Below are 20,386 nucleotides of genomic sequence, written 5' to 3'. Positions count from 1 at the left end.
TGGAAGGAAGGCTGAGGGGCTGTGATTTCCATTCAATTCTTTAAAAGTTTGTTAAGAACCCCCGAAATAAACAAGTTTTTCTTGTGTACGGGGGTATTCTTCTGTTATACTATAATAATGTAAAAGTGTGCCTATGTATTTTTGATGGGATGCACGATTAAAAGGAAAAATGAGGTGAACCAAATGGGTTTCTTGGAAAAGATATTTGGGAACTACAGTGAAAAAGAAATTAAAAAGATCAAACCGATCGTGGCAAAAATCGAAGCACTGGGTCCCCAGTATGAAAATCTTTCTGATGAAGAACTGAGAGGAAAAACGCAGGAATTCAAAGATCGTTTGGCAAAAGGCGAAACTTTGGATGATATCCTGCCGGAAGCATATGCAGTGGTCAGAGAAGCGGCTTCCCGGCCCCATGTGCTGAATATGAAGCATTTCCCCGTACAGCTGATGGGCGGTATCGTCATGCATCAGGGGCGTATCGCGGAAATGAGAACAGGGGAAGGGAAAACATTGGTAGCAACTTTGCCTGCATATTTGAATGCTTTGGAAGGCAAAGGCGTCCATGTTGTTACTGTCAACGATTATTTGGCTCAGCGTGACTCCCAGTGGATGGGGGAAGTGTTCCGTTTCCTGGGGCTGACGGTTGGCTGTATCCTGAACGGCATGGATAACAACGAACGCCGTGCGGCCTATGCCTGCGATATTACTTATGGTACCAACAATGAATTTGGGTTCGATTACCTGCGTGACAACATGGTAGTCAGAAAAGAAAACATGGTGCAGAGAGAACTGCACTATGCCATCATCGACGAAGTCGACTCTGTTCTGATCGACGAAGCCAGAACACCATTGATCATTTCCGGCAGCGGTTCCAAGTCTACCGACCTGTACCGTGTAGCGGATCTGTTCGTAAAGAGGCTGACAAAAGGCCGTATCCTGAATGAAGAAGAAGCTATGAATGCTCTGCTGAAGGAAGAAATTCAGGAGGAAGGCGACTATATTCTGGATGAAAAGGCAAAATCTGTTGTGCTGACCCAGGAAGGCGTTGCCAAGGCGGAAAAATATTTCTCTATCGAAAACTTGTCCGACCCCGAAAATCTGGAGCTGCAGCACTATATCAACAATGCCCTGAAAGCCAACTACAACATGCATCTGGATAAGGATTATGTGATCCACGAAGGCGAAATCGTTATTGTAGACGAATTTACAGGCCGTATGATGCCCGGCAGAAGATATTCCGACGGTCTGCATCAGGCCATTGAAGCCAAGGAAAATGTGCAGGTGCGCCGGGAAAGCAAAACACTGGCAACCATTACCTTCCAGAATTACTTCAATAAATACGCAAAGAAATGCGGTATGACCGGTACAGCCAAAACGGAAGAAGAAGAATTCCGGAATATTTATGGCATGGACGTTGTGGAGATCCCCACAAACCGCCCTGTCCAGAGAAAAGACCTGCAGGATGTGGTTTACCGTACAGAAATGGGCAAATTCCGTGCAGTTGTACGGGATATTGCAGAAGCCCATGCCAAGGGACAGCCTGTACTGGTGGGTACCGTTACCATTGATAAATCCGAAGCTCTGAGCAAGATGCTGAAAATGGAAGGCATCAAACATCAGGTGCTGAATGCGAAATACCATGCCCAGGAAGCGGAAATCGTTGCACTGGCAGGCCAGATGGGGGCAGTTACCATCGCCACAAACATGGCCGGCCGTGGTACCGATATCAAGCTGGGGGAAGGCGTGGCAGAGTTGGGTGGTCTGAAGATCATCGGTACAGAACGTCATGAATCCAGACGTATCGATAACCAGCTGCGTGGCCGTGCCGGCCGTCAGGGTGACCCTGGGGAATCCCGGTTCTATATCTCTCTGGAAGATGACCTGATGCGTCTGTTTGGTTCCGAAAAGACCATGAAGGTGGTCGATGCTATGGGGATGACGGAAGATGAACCCATCGAAGCAGGGATGCTGACAAAGGCCATCGAAAATGCCCAGAAGAAAGTGGAAGGCAACAACTTCGCCATCCGTAAACATCTGCTGGAATATGACCAGGTGATGAATGAACAGAGAGAGATCATCTACGGCGAAAGAAAACGTGTGCTTTATGGCGAAAACCTGCGGGACAGCATCATTGCTATGATCGGCGCTGTTGTTGGCCGTACCGTAGATGCGCATATCAGCGATGAGCAGCTTCCTGAAGAATGGGATATGAATGCCTTTAGTGAAAGCCTGGCAGCGATCATTCCCGTTGGCAAGGTCAACATCAAGGAAGATGCCATGGCGCAGATGACAAAGGATAAGCTGAAAGAAAGCCTGACAAAGCTGGGAATTCAGCTGTATGAAATGAAGGAAAAAGAAATTGCCCAGGGTCAGCCTGAAGGCGAAGAACGGATGCGAGAACTGGAAAGAGTGGTCATGCTCCGTGTCATCGACCAGAAATGGATGGATCATATCGACGATATGGACCAGATGAGACAGGGCATCGGGCTCCATGCTTATGCCCAGAGAGACCCTCTGACAGAATATAAATTTGCCGCTTACGATATGTTTGAGGAAATGAGCGATCATATCCAGGAAGATACTTTGAAGATCCTGTATCGTGTGCGTATCCAGACAGAAGTGAAACGGGAAGAAGTACAGAAGCCCATGTTCACAAATAAGGATGATTCCGCTGTGAAACAGCCTAAAAAACGCACCGATGAAAAGATTGGCAGAAATGACCCTTGCCCCTGCGGCAGCGGCAAGAAATATAAACAGTGCTGCGGTCGCAACGCCTGATTGTTTTAAATCACTACTTTCAGAAAAGAAAGAAGGGATAAAATGGGAGAGAAGAAGCAATTTCGATTGCCCATGGAGTTTCCTTTTTATACCCAACAGATGACACCGGATAACTGGGAATTGGAACAGTTCCCTTCCTTTGCAGAGGCGGATCGCTGGACATTCCGCAGCTGCGGCATCGCCTCTCTGCGGATGGTGCTGGGTGGTTTCGGGAAAAACCCGGAACGCCATGGCCCCATGATTGCAAAGGGTGTGGCGGCAGGTGCTTATAAAGAAGGCATCGGCTGGATCCATTGGGGGCTGGCGAAGCTGGCGGCGGAATATGGCATTTATGGCGAAGCCCTGCGGGAAAAAACAACGGAAGACTTGAAACAGGAATTGGACAATGGTCATCCTTGTATCATTTCTATTGCGCCCTTTTTCCAAGGGGGCAAGCCCAAGCCCGATGGCAGCGGTGTTTATGGCAAGAGCGGGCATCTCATCCCTGTTTTCGGCTATGAAACGGAGGATGGGGAGCTGACAGCCTTTCTGGTGCATCATCCCTCCGCCTTTGCGGAGAAAAATATACCCCAATGGTGGGTGCCCATAGAGGATTTTACGGCATCCTTCAGCGGGAATTTCATCAGATTTTCAACGGAAGCTTTTTCCGAGGAAGATAAATAACGAAGTTGAGCCTCGGCCGCAGAGGTATCCCATTTATACCTATGCTGCCGAAGCTGACGAAAAAATAATTTTCTTTATAAAGAAGGAGATGATTTTGCATGTTCGAGTTAGAACAGATCCGTCTGGGCCTTTCTGCTTACGACGAAAAATTAGAGGAAATGGGGGCTTCACTTTGACGTCGCTGGCGCCAAGGAGAAGATAACCGAATTAGAAGAGCTTTCTGCCGACCCTGATTTCTGGAATGATCTGGAAAAGAGCCAGAAAACACTGCAGAAGCTGAAAGCATTGAAAAACAAGGTCGGAAAATATGAAGACCTGGTGACAAAATACGAGGATATCCTGACATTGATTGAAATGGGCATCGAAGAACAGGATGACAGCGTATACGAAGAAGTCAAAGAAATGAACGATTCTTTCCTTGCGGAATATGAAGCCCTTCGCATTGCAACGATGCTGGATGGCGAATATGACCGCAACAATGCCATCGTGACGCTCCACGCGGGCACAGGCGGCACAGAAGCCTGCGACTGGACCAATATGCTGTTCCGCATGTATTCCAGATGGGCTGCGAAAGAGGGCTTTGAAGTGGAAGTGCTGGATATGCTGGATGGGGATGAAGCAGGGCTGAAATCCGTTACCATTCAGGTAAATGGGGAAAATGCCTATGGCTATCTGAAATCCGAAAAGGGCATCCACCGTCTGGTGCGTGTTTCTCCTTTCGACAGTGCCGGCAGACGGCAGACGTCCTTTGCTTCCTGCGATGTTATGCCTGAAATCGAAGATGATACAGAAATCGAGATCAAACCAGACGATATCCGTATCGATACCTACAGAGCCAGCGGTGCCGGCGGTCAGCATATCAACAAAACATCCTCTGCTGTCCGTATCACCCACTTCCCTACAGGCGTTGTGGTATCCTGTCAGGAAGAACGAAGCCAGTTTGCCAATAAGGACAAAGCCTTCAAGATGCTGAGAAGTAAGCTGCTGGCCTTGAAGCTGGAAGAACAGATGCAGAAGCTGGCGGAAATCCGTGGGGATGTGAAGGAGATCGGCTGGGGCAGCCAGATCCGTTCCTATGTATTTATGCCCTACACTTTGGTAAAGGATCATCGTACCGGTGAGGAAACGGGTAAGGTGGATGCAGTGATGGATGGTGAAATCGATAATTTTATCAGTGCATATCTGGCGTGGATCCACAGCTAATTCTCCGGAGGGAAAGCCTTGAAAGAGATCAGAATCACCAAAAATGAGGAAAATCAAAGGCTGGACAAGTTCCTGCTGAAATATATGAACAAGGCCTCCAAGGGCTTTTTGTATAAGATGCTGCGGAAAAAACGCATCAAATACAACGGTGGAAAAGCGGAGGGAAACGAACTGCTGCAAGCAGGCGATACCCTCCAGCTTTATCTGGCGGAGGAGACCATTCAATCTTTTATGGAAGAAAAGACCGTTGCCCAGGCGAAGCGCCATTTTGCCATTGTCTATGAAGATGATGATATTCTGGTGGTTTCCAAGCCGGCGGGGCTTCTGACGCATCCGGAAAAAAGCAGTGATAAGGACACTTTGATCGACCAAATTTTGTATTATCTTTATCAGAAAGGGCAATATTTGCCTGAGGCAGACAGCAGCTTCACCCCTGCCCTTTGCAACCGACTGGACAGAAATACCAGCGGCATTGTGATTGCGGGGAAAACGCTGAAAGGCGTGCAGTCGGTGAATGAGGCCATCCGCAGCCATAAGCTGGATAAATATTATCTGACATTGGTTGCAGGGGAGATTCGGGAAGCCGGCGAAATCACAGCCTATCTGACAAAAGAGGAAGAGAAAAACCAAGTTCGCATTTCCAAACGGGAGGGCAGCGGGAAAAAGACGGTGACAAAATATCGTCCCCTTGCCTGTGCAAAGGGCTATACCCTGCTGGAGATCCACCTGATTACAGGAAAGACCCACCAGATCCGTGCCCATATGCAGTCCATTGGACATCCTGTGGTAGGCGACAGAAAATATGGCTCGGAACACTCCAATCAGAAGTTCCGGGAAGAATATGCCCTTTCCAATCAGTTCCTCCATGCCATTCGTGTGGAATGGAAGGAAAAGAATGGTCCCTTGGGCTATCTGTATGGAAAGGAAATGACGGCTCCTTTGCCGAAAGCATTGCAGGATATTTGTGATGGCCTTTTCGGGAAGGATGGATGAGAAACACATGAAGGAGGAGAGAAGATGAAAGCCATTATTTTGGCGGCGGGCTATGCCACGAGATTATACCCTCTGACACTGCATACGCCGAAGGCTTTGCTCCCCATTGGCAGGAAACCAATCATTGATCATATCGTAGAACAGATGGATACTATCGAAGAACTGGACGAGATTTATGTTGTCTCCAATGATAAATTCGCCAGGGATTTCGAGGATTGGGCAAAAACAGCCAAAAGCTGTGCCCCCATCCGGGTATTGAACGACGGCACTACAGATGACTCTAATAAGAGAGGCGCTATCGGCGATATTTCTTTCGTCATCGAGGAAATGAACATCGATGATGACCTGATGGTCATTGCCGGCGATAATTTTTTTACATATTCCCTGAGAGAATATGTGGATTATTTTCATAAAAAAGACCGCGACTGTGTTTGTGTAAAGGTTTGGGAGGATGAAGCGGCTCTTTCCCAGTTTGGCATTGCCCTGCTGGATGAAAAGGGCAAAGTGCTGGATATTGAAGAAAAACCCGCAAAACCCAAGTCTAATACAGTAGTATTTGCCGCATACCTCTATAAGAAGGAAACGGTTCCTTTGATTGCCGAATATCTGGCGGCAGGCAACAAGCCGGATGCTCCCGGGAACTTCCCGGCATGGCTGTATCGCAGAAAGGAAGTTTATGCTTACACCTTCGAAGGGGAATGCTATGATATCGGCACACCTGAAAGCTATCGCGAAGTATGCGAGCTCTACGACAAATAATATAAAGCCGTCTACCAATTTTTCGGACGGCTTTTTCCTGTTTTTATATCATGACGTAAGAAGCTGGAGGAAATGCCTGGGGCATGCAGTTTCCAGCATGATATGAAGCAGGCTTTGCCTGCAAAGGAGAGGACTTCGCTGTGAAATGGCGATCAAACGCTGAAAGCGGCTGTTCCGCAGAATTTGTCTGTGGATGTTGTATATTCAGGAAGGAGAAAGCGGCGATGGCAGAAAGGCTTTTTGCCATGGGCGGTTTCTCTTTCCTCAGATTTATTTTTGGGAGGGAGACGATCCAAATGGAATGGATTGAAGTATTTGTATCTACCAGCCAGATGGGGCTGGAACCCGTGGAAGGGGTGCTGTATCAGTGTGGCCTGACAGGCCTGATGATCCATGATACCTCTGATTTTGCGGAATTTCTGGAAAACCCTAACAGAGAGTGGGACTATGTGGCCGATGAACTGGTAGAAGAAAAAAATCAACTGGAAACAGGGATTACCTTTTTTCTGAGAGATAACCTCTATGGCAGAGAACAGCTGGCCCAGATCAAAGGCGCCCTGGCGGCGGTGAAGGAATCTGAAAGGGAACTGGATTTGGGTTCTCTGGAGCTGACCATGAAAAATGTGCAGGAGGAGGATTGGGCCAATAACTGGAAGAAATATTTCAAGCCCTTCCCTGTGGGCGAAAAGATTATGATCAAGCCTTCCTGGGAAGAACTGACGGAGGAAACGGATAAGATTATCCTGAAAATCGACCCCGGTCATATTTTTGGTACAGGTACCCATGAAACTACACAGCTTTGCATGGAGCTGATTGAAAAATATGTAAAAAAAGACGACATGGTGTTGGATATTGGCTGCGGCAGCGGTATCCTTTCTATTGCTTCTCTGTTGCTGGACGCAAAAGAGGCAGACGCCGTGGATATCGATCCCAATGCCATCAATGTTGCCTATGAAAACAGCGACAGGAATGATATTCCCAGAGAAAAATATCACGTTTGTGCCGGGAATATTTTGGAGGATGCAGAATTGCATCAGAAATACAGCGGCAAAAAATACGATATGGTTGAGGCTAATATTGTGGCGGATATCATCATTGCCCTGACAAAACAGGTGCCTGATTATATCAAGGACGGCGGCATCTTCCTTTCCAGCGGTATCATCACCGAACGGAAAGAGGACGTTCTGGCGGCACTGGAAGCGGGCGGCTTCAAAGTAGAAGATGTTCGTGAGAAAAAAGGCTGGGTGGCGATTGCCTCCAAGTACGAGGGGTGAGAAGAGTGCCCAAATTTTTCTTTAATAAAAATGATATCAGCCGTGGACAGGTGCAGCTGTTTGGGGAAGATGAAAAGCATATCAAGACCGTTTTGCGGGCAAGGGTAGGGGAGGAATTGACCCTCTGCGATGGGGAAGGCATGGATTATCAATGCCGCATCGCATCCATGGAACGAGGGGTTTTGCTGGATATCCTTTCTAAGGAAATCTGTGAAACAGAGCCTAAGACAAAAATCACCCTTTATCAGGGCTTGCCCAAGGCAGATAAAATGGAGCTTATCATCCAGAAATGCGTGGAGCTGGGGGTAGACCGCATTGTGGCGGTCAGCACAGAACGCGCCATCGTAAAGCTGGATAAAAAAGAAAGCAAGAAGCTGGAACGCTGGCAGAAGATTGCCGAAGCCGCCGCAAAGCAGAGCGGCAGGGGCAAGATTCCCCAGATTGGTCAGCAGGTGTTGAAATTCAAGGAGGCTGTAGCGGAAGCCAAGGAACTGGATGGTGCCATCATCCCCTATGAAAAGGAACAGGAGACTGGTATCCGTCAATTTGTACAGGGCTTTCAGGGCGAAAGCATCGGCGTTTTCATTGGCCCCGAGGGCGGCTTCGCTGAAGAAGAAATCGCGCTGGCCCGGGAAAACGGAATCATGCCCATTACCTTGGGGAAACGTATCCTGCGGACGGAAACAGCGGGGATGACAACAGCAGCCATCCTTTTATATGAATTAGATTGAGGAGGTAAATCAGGATGATTTATTTTGATAATGCCGCCACCACAAGAGCTTTGCCTGCCGTGGCGGAAAAAATGAGCAGTATGCTCTGCGAACAATATGGCAACCCTGCCTCTGTCAGCGCCATGGGTCTGGCAGTGGAAAAGGAAATCAGAAATGCGGCGGAGATCATCGCCCGCGGCATCCATTGTAAATATGAAGAAGTATTTTTTACCAGCGGCGGCACAGAAGGTGATAACTGGGCCATCTATGGCACCGCAGAAGGCTATAAAAGACAGGGTCAGCATTTTATTACAACGGAAATCGAACACCCTGCCGTAAAAAATCCCATGAAACACTTGGAAGAGCAGGGATGCGAAGTTACCTTCTTAAGGGTAGATAGAAAAGGACATATTTCTCTGGAAGAACTGGCAAATGCCATCCGCCCCGATACGGTTCTGGTGAGCATCATTTTGGTCAATAATGAAACAGGTACCATTCAGGATGTCGCAGCCATCGGTAAGCTGATTAAGGAAAAGAACCCCAACTGTCTGTTCCATGTGGATGCGGTGCAGGCCTTCGGCAAATACCCCATTGATGTGGAAAAAATGAAAATCGACCTCTTGACCATGAGCGGTCATAAGATTCATGGCCCCAAGGGCGTTGGGATGCTGTATATGAGAAAAGGCCTGAAGGTGAAACCTCTGATGCTGGGCGGCGGTCAGCAGAGAGGTCAGCGTCCCGGTACGGAAAACGGCCCCGGCGCAGCTGCTCTGGGCGTGGCCTGTGATGAAGCTTTCAAGGCCATGAAGGAAAGCATTGAGCATGTGAGAGAAGTGAAAAAAGTCCTGCTGGAAGGTATCCTTGCTATGCCCGATACCCAGCTGAACGGGGATTCTCTGGAGAATGCCAGCCCGTATGTGCTGAATGTGACATTTAAAGGACTGCGGAGCGAGGTATTGCTCCATGCCTTGGAAAGCAAGGGCATTGTGGTTTCCGCCGGCTCTGCTTGCGATAGTAAGAAAAAGGTGGGCAGCCCAGTGCTGACAGCTATGGGCCTGCCATTCAATGAAATCGAAGGGGCGATTCGCTTCAGCTTCTGCCGGTATAATACGGTGGAGGAGGCGAAAGAGTGCTTGAAAGCGTTGGAAGAATTGGTTCCCTTCTTCCGCAAGTATAATAGATAAGGGCATCTGCCGATGCCCTACGAAAAAATCTCAGACGCTAAAGCGTCTTCAAGCTTTTTTCGTGTTTGACAGATGCCAAACAGACGCGAGCCTGCAAGCAGGCGACGCCCTGTTTTCCTCGGCGAAAAGCGCGGTTTCCGCCTGCGGATTCCAGTTGGAAAACGCTTCGTTTTTCAAGCCTTTCCGCTGCACGAAAATTTGGAAAGTTGAAAATCAAATTTCTTGAAATTTGATTTTCGTATAAAAGTTTTTGATGCCCTTTTTTCAAAAAGGGCACAGGGTGCGGGACAGCGTCCCGCAGAAAAAAGGAGAGAAAATAATGGCAGAAAAGGTTTTGATCGTAAAATACGGCGAGATTGCCATGCGCGGCAATAATAAATATATCTTCATCAACCGCCTGATCTCTGCAATCCGTAAAAATCTGGACCCCTACGGCAACTACTATGTTGTCCGTGACCCTGGTCGCCTGATTGTGGAAGACCGCGGCGGAGAATTGGACTATGACCTGACGATTTCTAAGCTGGAAACCATCTTTGGTCTGCATTCCATTTGCCCTGGCGTTCGTCTGGATGACGCAGAATTTGAGACAATCTGCAAGGAATCTCTGGCGCATATGCAGGAATTCTACGGGGAAAAAGAAATGACATTTAAGGTAAATACCCGCCGTGCCAATAAAAAATTCCCCATGCATTCCATGGAGCTGAGCATGGAAGTGGGCGCATATATTCTGGAACATATGCCGAATATGAAGGTAGACGTGAAAAACCCTGATGTAACACTGAATATCGAGATCAGAAACAGCGTGTACCTCCATTCCAAAATCATCCGCACCTATGGCGGCCTGCCCTATGGCAGCAACGGCAAGGCGGTCAGCCTTCTTTCCGGCGGTATCGACAGCCCTGTGGCAACTTGGATGATGGCAAAACGGGGCGTGGAAGTGGAAGGCGTATATTTCCATAGCCCTCCCTATACCAGTGAATGGGCGAAGGAAAAGGTCATCGACTTGGCGAAGAGAATTGCAGATTTCACAGGGGAATTCCGTTTGTATGTGGTTCCTTTTACAGAACTGCAGCTCTATCTTTTGGACAACACAGCCCATGATAGACTGACCATCCATCTGAAACGTGCCATGATGCGGGCGGCGGAAATGATCGCCCATAAAGACGGCGCTCTGGCCTTGGTAACAGGGGAAAGCGTGGGTCAGGTAGCCAGCCAGACCATGCAGGGCATTCAGGTCATCAATGCGGTTTGTGACCTGCCGGTGCTGCGTCCTTTGGCAGGGATGGATAAGGCGGAAATCATCCAGCGGGCAGAGCAGATTGGCACCTTTGAAATTTCCATTCGCCCCTATGAGGACTGCTGTACGGTTTTCGTTGCAAAACACCCTGTAACGAAGCCCCGTCTGAACTATATCGAAAAAGCGGAGCATAAGCTGACAGAGCTGGACAGATTGCTGGAAGAAGCGGTGGCAAATGCGGAAATCATTGATTTGTAAGAAAATATTGTGTTTTCTGCTAATGGGTTTGCTTTTCAGCGGATGCGGGCAGAAGGGCGAATTCCTGCCCGAAGCGGAAAATGACACGATTTTTACAGTGATAGGAGAATAGAAAAATGGAAGAACAGACACCTTTGACAAAACGGATCAACGAACTGGCGAGAAAAGCGAAAACCGTTGGACTAACGGAGGAAGAAAAGATTGAACAGAACCTGCTGCGCCAGGAATTTCTGATTAAATTCCGTGCCAATTTCAAAGCGCAGTTGGATAAAATCGAATTTGTGGATGAACAGTGATGAGAAAACTGCTGATATGTTTTGACATATCGGCAGTTTTTTCTTTTTCTGCTTTTGACTCTGCTATCGACCCCTTTACGGGCTATCGGTACTATGGGGTCAATGCAGCAACTGCCCAGTGGATTCGCGAGAATGGTTATGAATATGACGGCCTGACGTTTAACATTTATCATGTCAGCCCCCATGAAACGGATAATGCCGAGGAGTTTGTGACGGAAGTCTGCTACCCTATCAGAAAAAAATAAAAAATTTTCAAGAATCGGGAACTTTCCCAAACTGCCTCCGTCTGATGATATGTAACACAAAAAAAGAAACTAACACTACATCATCTAGGAGGAAATAAACATGAAAAAAAATTTGACAAAAGTAATGGCAATGGGTATGGTATTGACTATGCTGGGCACGGCAACAGCATTTGCAGAAGAAGCAACACTGATTTCCGCAGCAGAAAACACATCGATCGAAACCATCATGGCAGAAGCGCAGGCAGCGGCTTTCATCAGCCAGAGCGGTAAGGTGGTTTCTGTGGAAGCATCTGTTACAGAAGGGGTTTCCATTGTGGAAATCGACAACGAACAGGGCGGCCTGCGTTTTGCGGTAAGCAGCAACAGCATCATCGTGAACAGAGAAGATGGTTCCTACCTGACAGCGGCAGACCTGACAGAAGGCATGGAAGTTGCAGTTGTGTATGATGCCAACGGCCCCATGGGCATGAGCATGCCTCCTTACCTGGGCAATGTGACAGCAGTAGTTGCCAATGCCGATGCAGGCTTCTTCACAGTAGGCCACTTCGATGAAGAATTGACGGATATGAAAAATATGCTGAAACTGAATATTGATGAGAATACAATGATTCAGAATCTGCAGGGCGCAAGAATCAGACTGACAGCGGAAGATGTAAAAAATCAGGATGCACTGGTATTCTATGGTGCAACAACAAGAAGTATCCCCGCCCAGACAACACCTTCCTTTGTGCTGCTGCTGACAACAGCGGAAGTACCCACAGGGAAAGCAGAAGTGGAAACGGCAGAAATGGTTCCCCTGAGAGAAACAGCAGAAGCCAATGGCTACAAAGTAAAATGGCAGGGCAAAAACAAACCTATTCTGCTGGAAAAAGAAGGTGTTTCTCTGGAAATCACAGTAGGCAGTGATACCTATGTGATGGATGGCGATATGGTGATGCAGGCTTCTATGCCCAGCGAACTGAAGAACGGCGTGACATTTGTTTCCAGCGAAATTTTTAAATAATTGACATGACAAAAGGGAGTCCCGGTTGGGACTCCCTTTCTTTTGGTATCAGCCTTTTTTTCTGCTGTTTTCTCTTACGTCTACTTCGATGAAATCAACAACCTCATCGCCCCGTACGCAGGTATACCAGCTGGTATTATTTGCGGAGGAGCAGGAATGGTTGGGGATGATTTCTACTTTATCGCCAATCTTCAGATTGCATGCGCCTTCTGCTTTTACTTTCGCAACTTCTTCGGAAAGGCCGACAATGGTCAGTTCGGGATGGCCAACCACATAGCCGAAGCCTTTGATGGCAGAATTGCCATGGGCCCCCTGATCCAAACCTAAGCATTTAGAGCCGGCATCGAAAAGATAGAAGCCTTCGGAAGGGTTGGAAACGACTGTTGCCAGCACCCGCAGGGAGCAGGCATCCTCTCCGCAGGTACCCAGTGCCATCTGGATATTGTCGAAGAAGGTGTAGTTGCCGGGGTGGCTGACATTGATCGTTTTATCTTTTACTGCGATTTCAAAGGTAGGTGTGGAACCGGAAGAAACGATTTCGCAGGGGAAACCGGCAGCAGCCAATGCATCTGCAGCCCGTTTCATGGTATCCTTTTCCAACTGTGCCACTGCTTCCAGGGCTTCTCTTGTGGTGCAGCCATAAACCTGACCGGGGTGAGTGGAGATACCGCGGAATTTCAGGTTTTTCAAAGGAGCCAGTGCTTTTACAAAGTCAACAACTTTTTCAGCGGGCATACCGAAACGGTGGAAGTCCATATCTACAATGACGGTATAGGAAACAGTCACGCCTGCTTTTTCCGCTTCTGCGTTCAGGATTTCAGCGGCGGGAACGGTATCCAGACGGATGATCAGTTCTGTATCCTTGGCGATGGGCATCAATCTCTGAAGGTTTACGGGGTTTGCTGTAGGGTAAGCGTACATGATGTGTTTTGCCCCCAGCTTATGAACCATTTCGCATTCATCCAGTGTGCCGCACAGGAAGCCTGCTGCGCCGGCATCCATCTGCATTTTTGCCAGAGTGGAGCTTTTGTGGGTTTTGATCATGGGCCACATTTCTTTGCCGTTGGCATCGCAAAGAGCCTGCCAGGAGTTAATATTGTTTTCCAGTGCATCCATATTCAACAGGATTGCGGGTGTCTGTAATTCGTGTTTTTTCATGGAAAATCCCTCCTAAAAATAAATGTCCTTTTTTGCATACATTACAGAAAAGAAACCATTCTGTCAATTGGCAGAATCACGATTGCAAAGGTGCTTTTTCTATGCTATGGTGGAGAAAAGCCTGAAAAAATCAGAGAAAAAATGACAGGATAAAAATAAAATAAATTTTATCGGCATTTCAAAAATGGAGTGATAGAAGTGAGACTAACGATATTGATGGATAATCATACAGAAATTGATGTGTATTATTTGGGGGAGCCTGCTGTATCCTATTGGCTGGAAGCAGAAGGGAAATGCTTTTTGTTTGATACGGGCTATTCTGATGCTTTTTTGAAGAATGCCAGAGATATGGGCATTGATGTGGCAAAAGCGGAGGCGATTTTGCTTTCCCATTCCCATAACGACCATACGGGGGGATTGCAGCCCTTATTGGCAGTGGATTTCCCAAAGAAGCCCAAGCTGCTTGCCCATCCCGATGCCCTTTTGCCCCATGAATGGAATGGCATGGATATTGGCAGCCCTGTTTCTGAGGGGAAACTGGCGGAAAAATTTGAGTTGCATTTGACAAAAGAGCCTGTCTGGCTGACGGAAAAATTGGTCTGGCTGGGGGAAATTCCCCATACAGTGGATTTTGAGCCTGCCTATGCCATCGGTACGGTAGAAAAGGACGGGAAGAAAGAAGCAGACCATATTCCCGATGATACGGCACTGGCTTATGTGGGAGAAAAGGGGCTTACCATCATCACAGGCTGTTCCCATGCGGGTATCTGCAATATTATCGCCTATGCCAAGAAGCTGACCGGGGTGGAACAGGTGCAGAGCATATTGGGCGGATTTCATTTATTTGATTTGGATGAGCGGGCAAAGGAAACCATCGCTTATTTAAAGGAAGAAAACATTCTGAAATTGTACCCCTGTCACTGCACCTCTTTTGCGGTGCGGGCAGCCTTGCATGCGGAAAGCCCTGTGACGGAAGTGGCTGTCGGGACGGCGCTGGAATGGAAGTGAGAGGATATTTTTATGGAAAAGACTGTACTTTTTGATTTTATAGACGGAGCAAAAGAAAAAATCATTGCAAGAGGACGGAAATTTTTTGACTGCCCTGAACTGGGCTTCAAAGAATTCCAAACCATGGAGATGATTTGCGAAGAGCTGGAAAAATGGGGTGTTCCCTACGAAAAAGGCATTGCCATGACAGGGGTGAAAGCCACCATCGGCAAAGGCTGCGGCTACCACATTGGCGTTGTGGCGGATATAGATGCCCTTCCGGGAAAGGACGGCGGCTGTATCCATTCCTGCGGACACAGCATACAGACCACTTTGGCACTGACGGTGCTGGAAGCATTGGTGCAAACAAACTTCTTGGAAGAAACGGAGGGCTGTGTGACCTTCTTTTTCACCCCGGCAGAGGAATTTATTGATTTTTCCTACCGAGACGGGCTGATAAAGGAAGGAAAGTTGGAATTTCGTTCCGGTAAGCAGAATATGATTGCCTTAGGCTGTTTTGATGATGTGGACTGCATCCTTTCTGCCCATGCCAATGGGGACAGGGAAACAAAATTTGATGTTGGTTCCGCCTTGGCGGGCTTTCTGGCGAAAAAAGCGGTGTTTCAGGGGAAATCTTCCCATTCCGGAGCGGCGCCCCACCTGGGCAGAAATACCCTCCACGGGGCAATGCTGACCATGCAGGCAATTTCTTTCCTGAAGGAGCAGTTTCCGCCGGAAGCGGGGCTTCGTCTGCATCCTGTGCTGACGGAAACCGGGGGTGATGTGAATCAGATTCCCGGGGAAACGATCCTGGAAACCTATATCCGTGCCAACGACAGGGAGAGCCTTTTTGCCGCAGAAAAAAGATTTGATGCCTGTGTGGGTCACTGCGCTGCGGCTTTGGAACTGGGCTGGGAAATCAAGACCACGGCAGGCTATCTGCCGCTGCGTCAAAGTGACAGGCTGAATGAAACGGTGAAGGAAAATATGCTTCTGCTTTGTGAAGAAAAGGATATCGTGAAAAACCCTGTTTCCGGTGCGTCGGGGGATGTGGGGGACTTGGGGAGTCTTTTGCCTGCGGTGCAGTTTGGATTTTCCGGTATCGAGGGAAGATTCCACAGCAGTGATTTTATCATCAGGGAGGAAGAGAATTGTTATATCCGGGCGGCGAAGGTTTTGGCGGGTACCATTTTTGACCTGCTGACTCAACCGGAAAAACAGGTATATCCGGAAAATTTTTCTGAGAAAAAGGAACAATACCTTTCCCTTCTGCGTCAAAATCAGTAAATATTTCCCGAAAAAAGAGGATTTTGCCGGGATTCGAAGAAATATTAAGGAAAACGAAAGAACTTTTTTTCCTTGATTGTGATACAATGAAGATAGGAAAGCCTGTCTTATCGGAGAAGAAAAAGAGAGGGACTTTTGAAAAGGGGGTAGAAAAATGAAAAAGCTGATTACTTTTGCAACAGCGGCCAGCCTTTTGCTGGGCAGCATGGGTGTCACAGCTTATGGCGCTGCTTTTGTGGATATCGATACAGTTACCTGGTCCGGCTTCAAGCCATTTCTGAACCAGGCGGCAGAATTGGGGCTGATGAGCGGCTATGAAGAAAACGGCAAACGTTACTGCAAGCCTAGAAATAACGTTACTTACTGCGAAACGGTGCAGCTGATGTATTCCATCATGAAGGCATACAGCAAGCAGGATGTAAACGATGCTACGGTGACAAAATGGAAGCCTGTCATCAGTGCCTACAATATTCCGGAATGGGCTTATAAAGCAACAGCCTATGGCTTGGAAAACAGCATTTTGACCACAGCAGAGCTGAATAAGCTGCAGGATGGCACCAAATACGCCAATCGTGAGGATGTAGGTGTGATTTTTGGCAAAGCCCTGGATACAGTCAATGGGTATGATATCAAATCCGGCGTAACGCTGGTTTATGATGATGCCTCTCAGGTTTCTGCGGCAGCGGTGCCTTATCTGGAGCTACTGTACAGAGCCAATTTGATGGTGGGGGATTCTGATAATAAATTCAACCCCAAAAATAATATCACCCGTGCGGAAATGGCGGTGCTTTCTGTAAAATCTTATAATAAACTGGTGGAAAATAAAACGGATTCTTCCGAATCAAAGACTGCAAGCACGGCTACTGGCACAGTCACCAGCAGCATGGTGATGCAGAACGGAGACCTTTTTATTACCCTGAGTACTAGCAACGGCACCAACTTGAGCCTTTTTGGCACAAAGGGGGATGTAACAGCAAAATATGATGGCAGCAAAATCAGTTTTGCGGATATCGGTACTGGGGATACAGTGAAGGTGACTTATGAAGGGCAGTATATGAGTGCCATCGAAGTGACAAATTCCAAAAAAGGCATCAATAAGACAACAGAAAAGACATTTGAATTGGTAGATGTCAGCGATTCCAAGGTTACGGTAAAAGATGGCTCCAGTGAAACGAAATATTATCTGGATGACGATGTGGAAGTGAAGCTGGATGGAAAAAAATCCACCATCAGCAAATTGCAGAAAGCATTGGAAGATGCAAACTATGATGTTACCCTGACATTGGATCAGGAGGAATATGTTCTGGAAATCGTTGCGTCGATGAATGAGAATAATCCGACAAATGGGCTGGTAACAGATGTGGATGATGATAAAATCACGATCAAAGCCGGCTCTAAGGAATATACGTATACGCTGGCGGATGATGTGGAAATCGAGTATGACGGCAAAAGCATGACCTTCAGTAAATTCGAAAAGAATTACGATGAATATAGCTATATGGTTTCCCTGAAGCTGGATAAAAATAATGAGGTGGATGAAATCATTATTGAATCCATGGAGGATGAATATAATGGTACACTGACCTTCCTTAACAGCAACCGCATCGAATTTGAAGCCGGCGGCGATACCTATGAGTATGATCTGGCGGATGATGTAACAGTAAAAGTGGATGGCAAGAAGAGCACGGTTTCTGCCCTGCGGGAAAGCTACAGAGACGGCAAAGGATATGTAGTTTCCGTAGATGTGGATCGGAATGATGAAGTAACGGAAATCATTGCGACTTCCAAATATGCAGGCAACAGCACGGGGGAATTGTCTGAACTGGATAAAGATGAGCTCACTATTGTTTCCGATGATACCAAATATACATACGACTTGGCAGATGACGTAGATGTGACCATCAATGGCAAAAGCAAAGATTTGGAAGACCTGATGGATTATGTGAAAAACTATACATTTACAGTGAAGCTGAGCTTTGATAGCAAAGGGGATGTTTGCGAAATTGAAGCAACCTTGGCAGAAGCAAAAGACGGGTATCTGAGAGACCTGGTGGAAGATGCAAAGACCATTACTGTGACAGCGGCAGGCATGAACCTGAAACTGGACTTGGCAAGCAGCGTGAAGGTTACGCTGGATGGCGATGAAGTCACCCTGACCAAGCTGAACAGCGAATTGGATTATGTGTATGGGGATTCCCGCATTTATGTGGAACTGACATATAACAGCAGCGGCGCTGTTAAAGAGGTCACTGCGTTTTGGGAAGATTACTACGGTGAACTGGTAGAAGTGGATACAAAAAATGACGAGGTCACTGTAAAGATCGGCAGCAAAAAAGAAACCTTTGAGATTGGCAGCAAAGCAGAATTTGTTTATAAGCTGGCCTCTACTGTGGATGAAGATGATTATAAGAAGAATCTGAAATACGATGATGATCTGGACGGTCTGCAGGATTTCCTGGATGACTGCGATGATGCAAAGGACGATTGCATGGCAGCGCTGACGAAGGATTCCAAAGGCAAGATCGTAAGGATTCGTGCGATAGCAGAATAAACAATAAAAAAAACTTTCCGGGAGGTGCGGTGTGTTCCGCGCCTCTTGTCTTTGTGGGGCGGGAGAAATTGTTTAAATTGCACAAAAGAATTTGTAAAATCTGCGGAAAGCTTGGCTTTACTTTAGTATGGTAGTGTGATAATATGATGAAGAACGAAGGGAGACCTTCCGCATACCATAAATAGGAAAAGAAAAAGGGGACGATACAAGATGAAAAAATATTTAGCACTGTTTTTAACAATGATTATGGGCGTTTCCATGCTGGCTGGCTGCGGCGGCTCTGAAGAAGCTGCACCTGCAGAGGATGCAGCTGCAGAAAGAACCACCTTTACCGTTGGTTTCGATGCAGAATATCCTCCTTACGGCTACAGAACAGAGGATGGCGATTATGCCGGCTTCGACCTGGACTTGGCTGCTGAGGTTTGTGCAAGAAACGGCTGGGAACTGATCAAACAGCCCATTGACTGGAACGCAAAAGATATGGAACTGAACAGCGGCGCGATCGACTGTATCTGGAACGGCTTCACAATGAACGGCAGAGAAGAGGAATACACATTCTCCGAACCCTACGTTGACAACAGCATCGTTTATGTCGTAAGAGCAGATTCCGATATCCAGACAGAAGCAGATCTGGCAGGCAAGCATGTTATCACACAGGCTGGCTCCTCCGCTCTGACAGCACTGCAGGATGAATCCAAAGCAGACGTTGTTGCTACCTTTGCATCTCTGGATGAAATCGCTGATTATAACACAGCATTTATGAACCTGGAAGCAGGCACAAATGATGCCATTGCGGTTGATATCGGTGTGGCACAGTATCAGCTGACTACAAAATCCGACAAATTCAGAATGCTGGAAGAACCTCTGTCCACAGAACAGTATGCAATCGGCTTCAAGCTGGGCAACGAAGAACTGAGAGACCAGGTTCAGGCTACACTGAATGAAATGGTGGAAGATGGCACATTTATGGAAATCGCCTCCAAATATGCAGATTACAATTTGGATCAGATGGTTTGCCTGGGCAAATAATTGAAAATACGAAAATACAATGTAAAAATGGTAAAGACGGCGGGGAATCCTGCCGCCTTTTCCTGCGTTTATCCCCTTTTGTAAAAATAGTATCAGGAAAGGAAAGTTATTATGAGTTTTGCAACGATCATGCAGCAGCTGATCGGCGGTATGGGGGCATCCCTGCTGATTTTTGTTTTGACGCTGCTGTTTTCCATGCCTCTGGGGCTGTTGGTAGCCTTTGGGCGCATGTCTAAAATCAAGCCCCTGCAGTATATCATTAAGGTTTTCATTGCCATCCTGCGTGGGACACCTTTGATGCTGCAGCTTTTGGTGGTACATTTTGCGCCTTTCTATCTTTTTGGGATTGCTTTGCCCCGATGGTATCGCTTTGGGGCGGTCATCATCGGTTTTTCCATCAACTATGCTGCTTACTTTGCGGAAATTTACCGTTCCGGTATCGAATCCATCCCTGTGGGGCAGTATGAAGCGGCATCTGTATTGGGGTACAATAAAAATCAGACATTTTTTAAGATTATTTTCCCCCAGATGGTAAAGCGTGTTCTGCCTCCTGTTACCAACGAAGTCATTACATTGGTAAAGGATACTTCTTTGGCCTTTGTTTTGACCTATGAAGAAATGTTTACCGTTGCAAAGCAGATTGCGGCAGCGCAGACGAATATGATGCCCTTGTTCGTTGCCGGTGTGTTCTATTTCATCTTCAATGCCGTTGTTGCTTTTGTAATGGAACGGATTGAAAAGAAACTGAGTTATTATCGTTAAGAAAGGAGG

At 47.2% G+C, this 20,386-nt stretch carries 18 protein-coding genes; 17 read left to right on the top strand and 1 reads right to left on the bottom strand.

Going from position 1 to position 20,386, the window contains the following annotated elements; all coding sequences use genetic code 11:
* Positions 1–183 precede the first annotated feature (183 nt).
* The 12 genes from secA to ACI39P_RS01790 all read left to right on the top strand — a co-directional run bounded on the left by secA (position 184) and on the right by ACI39P_RS01790 (position 12,603).
* Entirely contained in the window at positions 184–2,778 is a 2,595-nt protein-coding gene (gene secA, locus ACI39P_RS01845) for a preprotein translocase subunit SecA (RefSeq protein WP_439719015.1), read from the top strand.
* A 42-nt stretch (positions 2,779–2,820) separates the two neighbouring features.
* Positions 2,821–3,441 (top strand): C39 family peptidase, encoded by a 621-nt coding sequence (locus tag ACI39P_RS01840; protein ID WP_439719014.1) that lies wholly within the window; start codon positions 2,821–2,823, stop codon positions 3,439–3,441.
* Between the two features lie 98 nt (positions 3,442–3,539).
* Positions 3,540–4,644, top strand: a protein-coding gene (prfB, locus tag ACI39P_RS01835) for a peptide chain release factor 2 (RefSeq protein WP_439719013.1) whose coding sequence is annotated in 2 segments (ribosomal slippage) — positions 3,540–3,614 and positions 3,616–4,644 — 1,104 coding nt in all. Because the reading frame shifts where the segments join, the coding sequence is not laid out codon by codon here.
* An 18-nt stretch (positions 4,645–4,662) separates the two neighbouring features.
* On the top strand, positions 4,663–5,637 hold the full coding sequence (locus ACI39P_RS01830; protein ID WP_439719012.1) for an RluA family pseudouridine synthase: 975 nt from the start codon (positions 4,663–4,665) through the stop codon (positions 5,635–5,637).
* Between the two features lie 24 nt (positions 5,638–5,661).
* Entirely contained in the window at positions 5,662–6,396 is a 735-nt protein-coding gene (locus ACI39P_RS01825) for a sugar phosphate nucleotidyltransferase (protein ID WP_439719011.1), read from the top strand.
* A gap of 296 nt (positions 6,397–6,692) precedes the next feature.
* The gene (gene prmA / locus ACI39P_RS01820) at positions 6,693–7,670 is read left to right on the top strand and encodes a 50S ribosomal protein L11 methyltransferase (protein ID WP_439719010.1); all 978 of its coding nucleotides are present in this window, start codon (positions 6,693–6,695) and stop codon (positions 7,668–7,670) included.
* A gap of 5 nt (positions 7,671–7,675) precedes the next feature.
* The gene (locus ACI39P_RS01815; RefSeq protein ID WP_439719009.1) at positions 7,676–8,401 is read left to right on the top strand and encodes a 16S rRNA (uracil(1498)-N(3))-methyltransferase; all 726 of its coding nucleotides are present in this window, start codon (positions 7,676–7,678) and stop codon (positions 8,399–8,401) included.
* 14 nt (positions 8,402–8,415) lie between these two features.
* Complete coding sequence (locus tag ACI39P_RS01810) at positions 8,416–9,564, top strand: aminotransferase class V-fold PLP-dependent enzyme (protein WP_439719008.1); 1,149 nt, start codon at positions 8,416–8,418, stop codon at positions 9,562–9,564.
* Positions 9,565–9,883: 319 nt separating this feature from the next.
* On the top strand, positions 9,884–11,059 hold the full coding sequence (gene thiI / locus ACI39P_RS01805) for a tRNA uracil 4-sulfurtransferase ThiI (RefSeq protein ID WP_439719007.1): 1,176 nt from the start codon (positions 9,884–9,886) through the stop codon (positions 11,057–11,059).
* 116 nt (positions 11,060–11,175) lie between these two features.
* Positions 11,176–11,355, top strand: a complete 180-nt coding sequence (locus ACI39P_RS01800; RefSeq protein WP_439719006.1) for a DUF896 domain-containing protein — start codon at positions 11,176–11,178, stop codon at positions 11,353–11,355.
* The gene (locus ACI39P_RS01795; RefSeq protein WP_439719005.1) at positions 11,355–11,600 is read left to right on the top strand and encodes a hypothetical protein; all 246 of its coding nucleotides are present in this window, start codon (positions 11,355–11,357) and stop codon (positions 11,598–11,600) included. Before ACI39P_RS01800 ends, ACI39P_RS01795 begins: the two co-directional genes overlap by 1 nt.
* A gap of 100 nt (positions 11,601–11,700) precedes the next feature.
* Positions 11,701–12,603, top strand: a complete 903-nt coding sequence (locus ACI39P_RS01790; RefSeq protein WP_439719004.1) for a stalk domain-containing protein — start codon at positions 11,701–11,703, stop codon at positions 12,601–12,603.
* Positions 12,604–12,651: 48 nt separating this feature from the next.
* On the opposite strand, the gene ACI39P_RS01785 is transcribed toward ACI39P_RS01790, so the two are convergent.
* Entirely contained in the window at positions 12,652–13,761 is a 1,110-nt protein-coding gene (locus ACI39P_RS01785; protein WP_439719003.1) for an alanine racemase, read from the bottom strand.
* Between the two features lie 198 nt (positions 13,762–13,959).
* Between ACI39P_RS01785 and ACI39P_RS01780 the strand changes: the two genes are divergently transcribed.
* From ACI39P_RS01780 to ACI39P_RS01760, 5 genes are all read left to right on the top strand, one after another.
* Positions 13,960–14,769, top strand: coding sequence for an MBL fold metallo-hydrolase (locus ACI39P_RS01780; RefSeq protein WP_439719002.1), 810 nt, complete (start codon positions 13,960–13,962; stop codon positions 14,767–14,769).
* A gap of 12 nt (positions 14,770–14,781) precedes the next feature.
* Complete coding sequence (locus ACI39P_RS01775) at positions 14,782–16,035, top strand: amidohydrolase (protein ID WP_439719001.1); 1,254 nt, start codon at positions 14,782–14,784, stop codon at positions 16,033–16,035.
* 154 nt (positions 16,036–16,189) lie between these two features.
* A complete protein-coding gene (locus tag ACI39P_RS01770; RefSeq protein WP_439719000.1) occupies positions 16,190–18,586 on the top strand; it encodes an S-layer homology domain-containing protein in 2,397 nt (798 codons plus the stop codon).
* Positions 18,587–18,796: 210 nt separating this feature from the next.
* The gene (locus ACI39P_RS01765) at positions 18,797–19,615 is read left to right on the top strand and encodes an amino acid ABC transporter substrate-binding protein (protein WP_439718999.1); all 819 of its coding nucleotides are present in this window, start codon (positions 18,797–18,799) and stop codon (positions 19,613–19,615) included.
* A gap of 111 nt (positions 19,616–19,726) precedes the next feature.
* Positions 19,727–20,377 carry an ABC transporter permease subunit gene (locus tag ACI39P_RS01760; protein ID WP_439718998.1) on the top strand — a complete coding sequence of 217 codons (651 nt, stop codon included), beginning with the start codon at positions 19,727–19,729 and terminating at the stop codon, positions 20,375–20,377.
* Positions 20,378–20,386 lie beyond the last annotated feature (9 nt).

It is taken from the genome of Anaerotignum sp. (genome assembly GCF_051877975.1).
GTDB lineage: Bacteria > Bacillota > Clostridia > Lachnospirales > Anaerotignaceae > Anaerotignum_A.
This window is presented reverse-complemented; position numbering and strand designations above follow the sequence as displayed.

Bases quoted from the DNA above. Each gene is read 5' to 3' on its own strand.
- thiI (WP_439719007.1), top strand. From the start codon at position 9,884: ATGGCAGAAAAGGTTTTGATCGTAAAATACGGCGAGATTGCCATGCGC.
- secA (WP_439719015.1), top strand. From the start codon at position 184: ATGGGTTTCTTGGAAAAGATATTTGGGAACTACAGTGAAAAAGAAATT.
- ACI39P_RS01840 (WP_439719014.1), top strand. From the start codon at position 2,821: ATGGGAGAGAAGAAGCAATTTCGATTGCCCATGGAGTTTCCTTTTTAT.
- ACI39P_RS01765 (WP_439718999.1), top strand. From the start codon at position 18,797: ATGAAAAAATATTTAGCACTGTTTTTAACAATGATTATGGGCGTTTCC.
- ACI39P_RS01810 (WP_439719008.1), top strand. From the start codon at position 8,416: ATGATTTATTTTGATAATGCCGCCACCACAAGAGCTTTGCCTGCCGTG.
- ACI39P_RS01795 (WP_439719005.1), top strand. From the start codon at position 11,355: ATGAGAAAACTGCTGATATGTTTTGACATATCGGCAGTTTTTTCTTTT.
- ACI39P_RS01775 (WP_439719001.1), top strand. From the start codon at position 14,782: ATGGAAAAGACTGTACTTTTTGATTTTATAGACGGAGCAAAAGAAAAA.
- ACI39P_RS01770 (WP_439719000.1), top strand. From the start codon at position 16,190: ATGAAAAAGCTGATTACTTTTGCAACAGCGGCCAGCCTTTTGCTGGGC.
- ACI39P_RS01790 (WP_439719004.1), top strand. From the start codon at position 11,701: ATGAAAAAAAATTTGACAAAAGTAATGGCAATGGGTATGGTATTGACT.
- prmA (WP_439719010.1), top strand. From the start codon at position 6,693: ATGGAATGGATTGAAGTATTTGTATCTACCAGCCAGATGGGGCTGGAA.
- ACI39P_RS01800 (WP_439719006.1), top strand. From the start codon at position 11,176: ATGGAAGAACAGACACCTTTGACAAAACGGATCAACGAACTGGCGAGA.
- ACI39P_RS01825 (WP_439719011.1), top strand. From the start codon at position 5,662: ATGAAAGCCATTATTTTGGCGGCGGGCTATGCCACGAGATTATACCCT.
- ACI39P_RS01760 (WP_439718998.1), top strand. From the start codon at position 19,727: ATGAGTTTTGCAACGATCATGCAGCAGCTGATCGGCGGTATGGGGGCA.
- ACI39P_RS01785 (WP_439719003.1), bottom strand. From the start codon at position 13,761: ATGAAAAAACACGAATTACAGACACCCGCAATCCTGTTGAATATGGAT.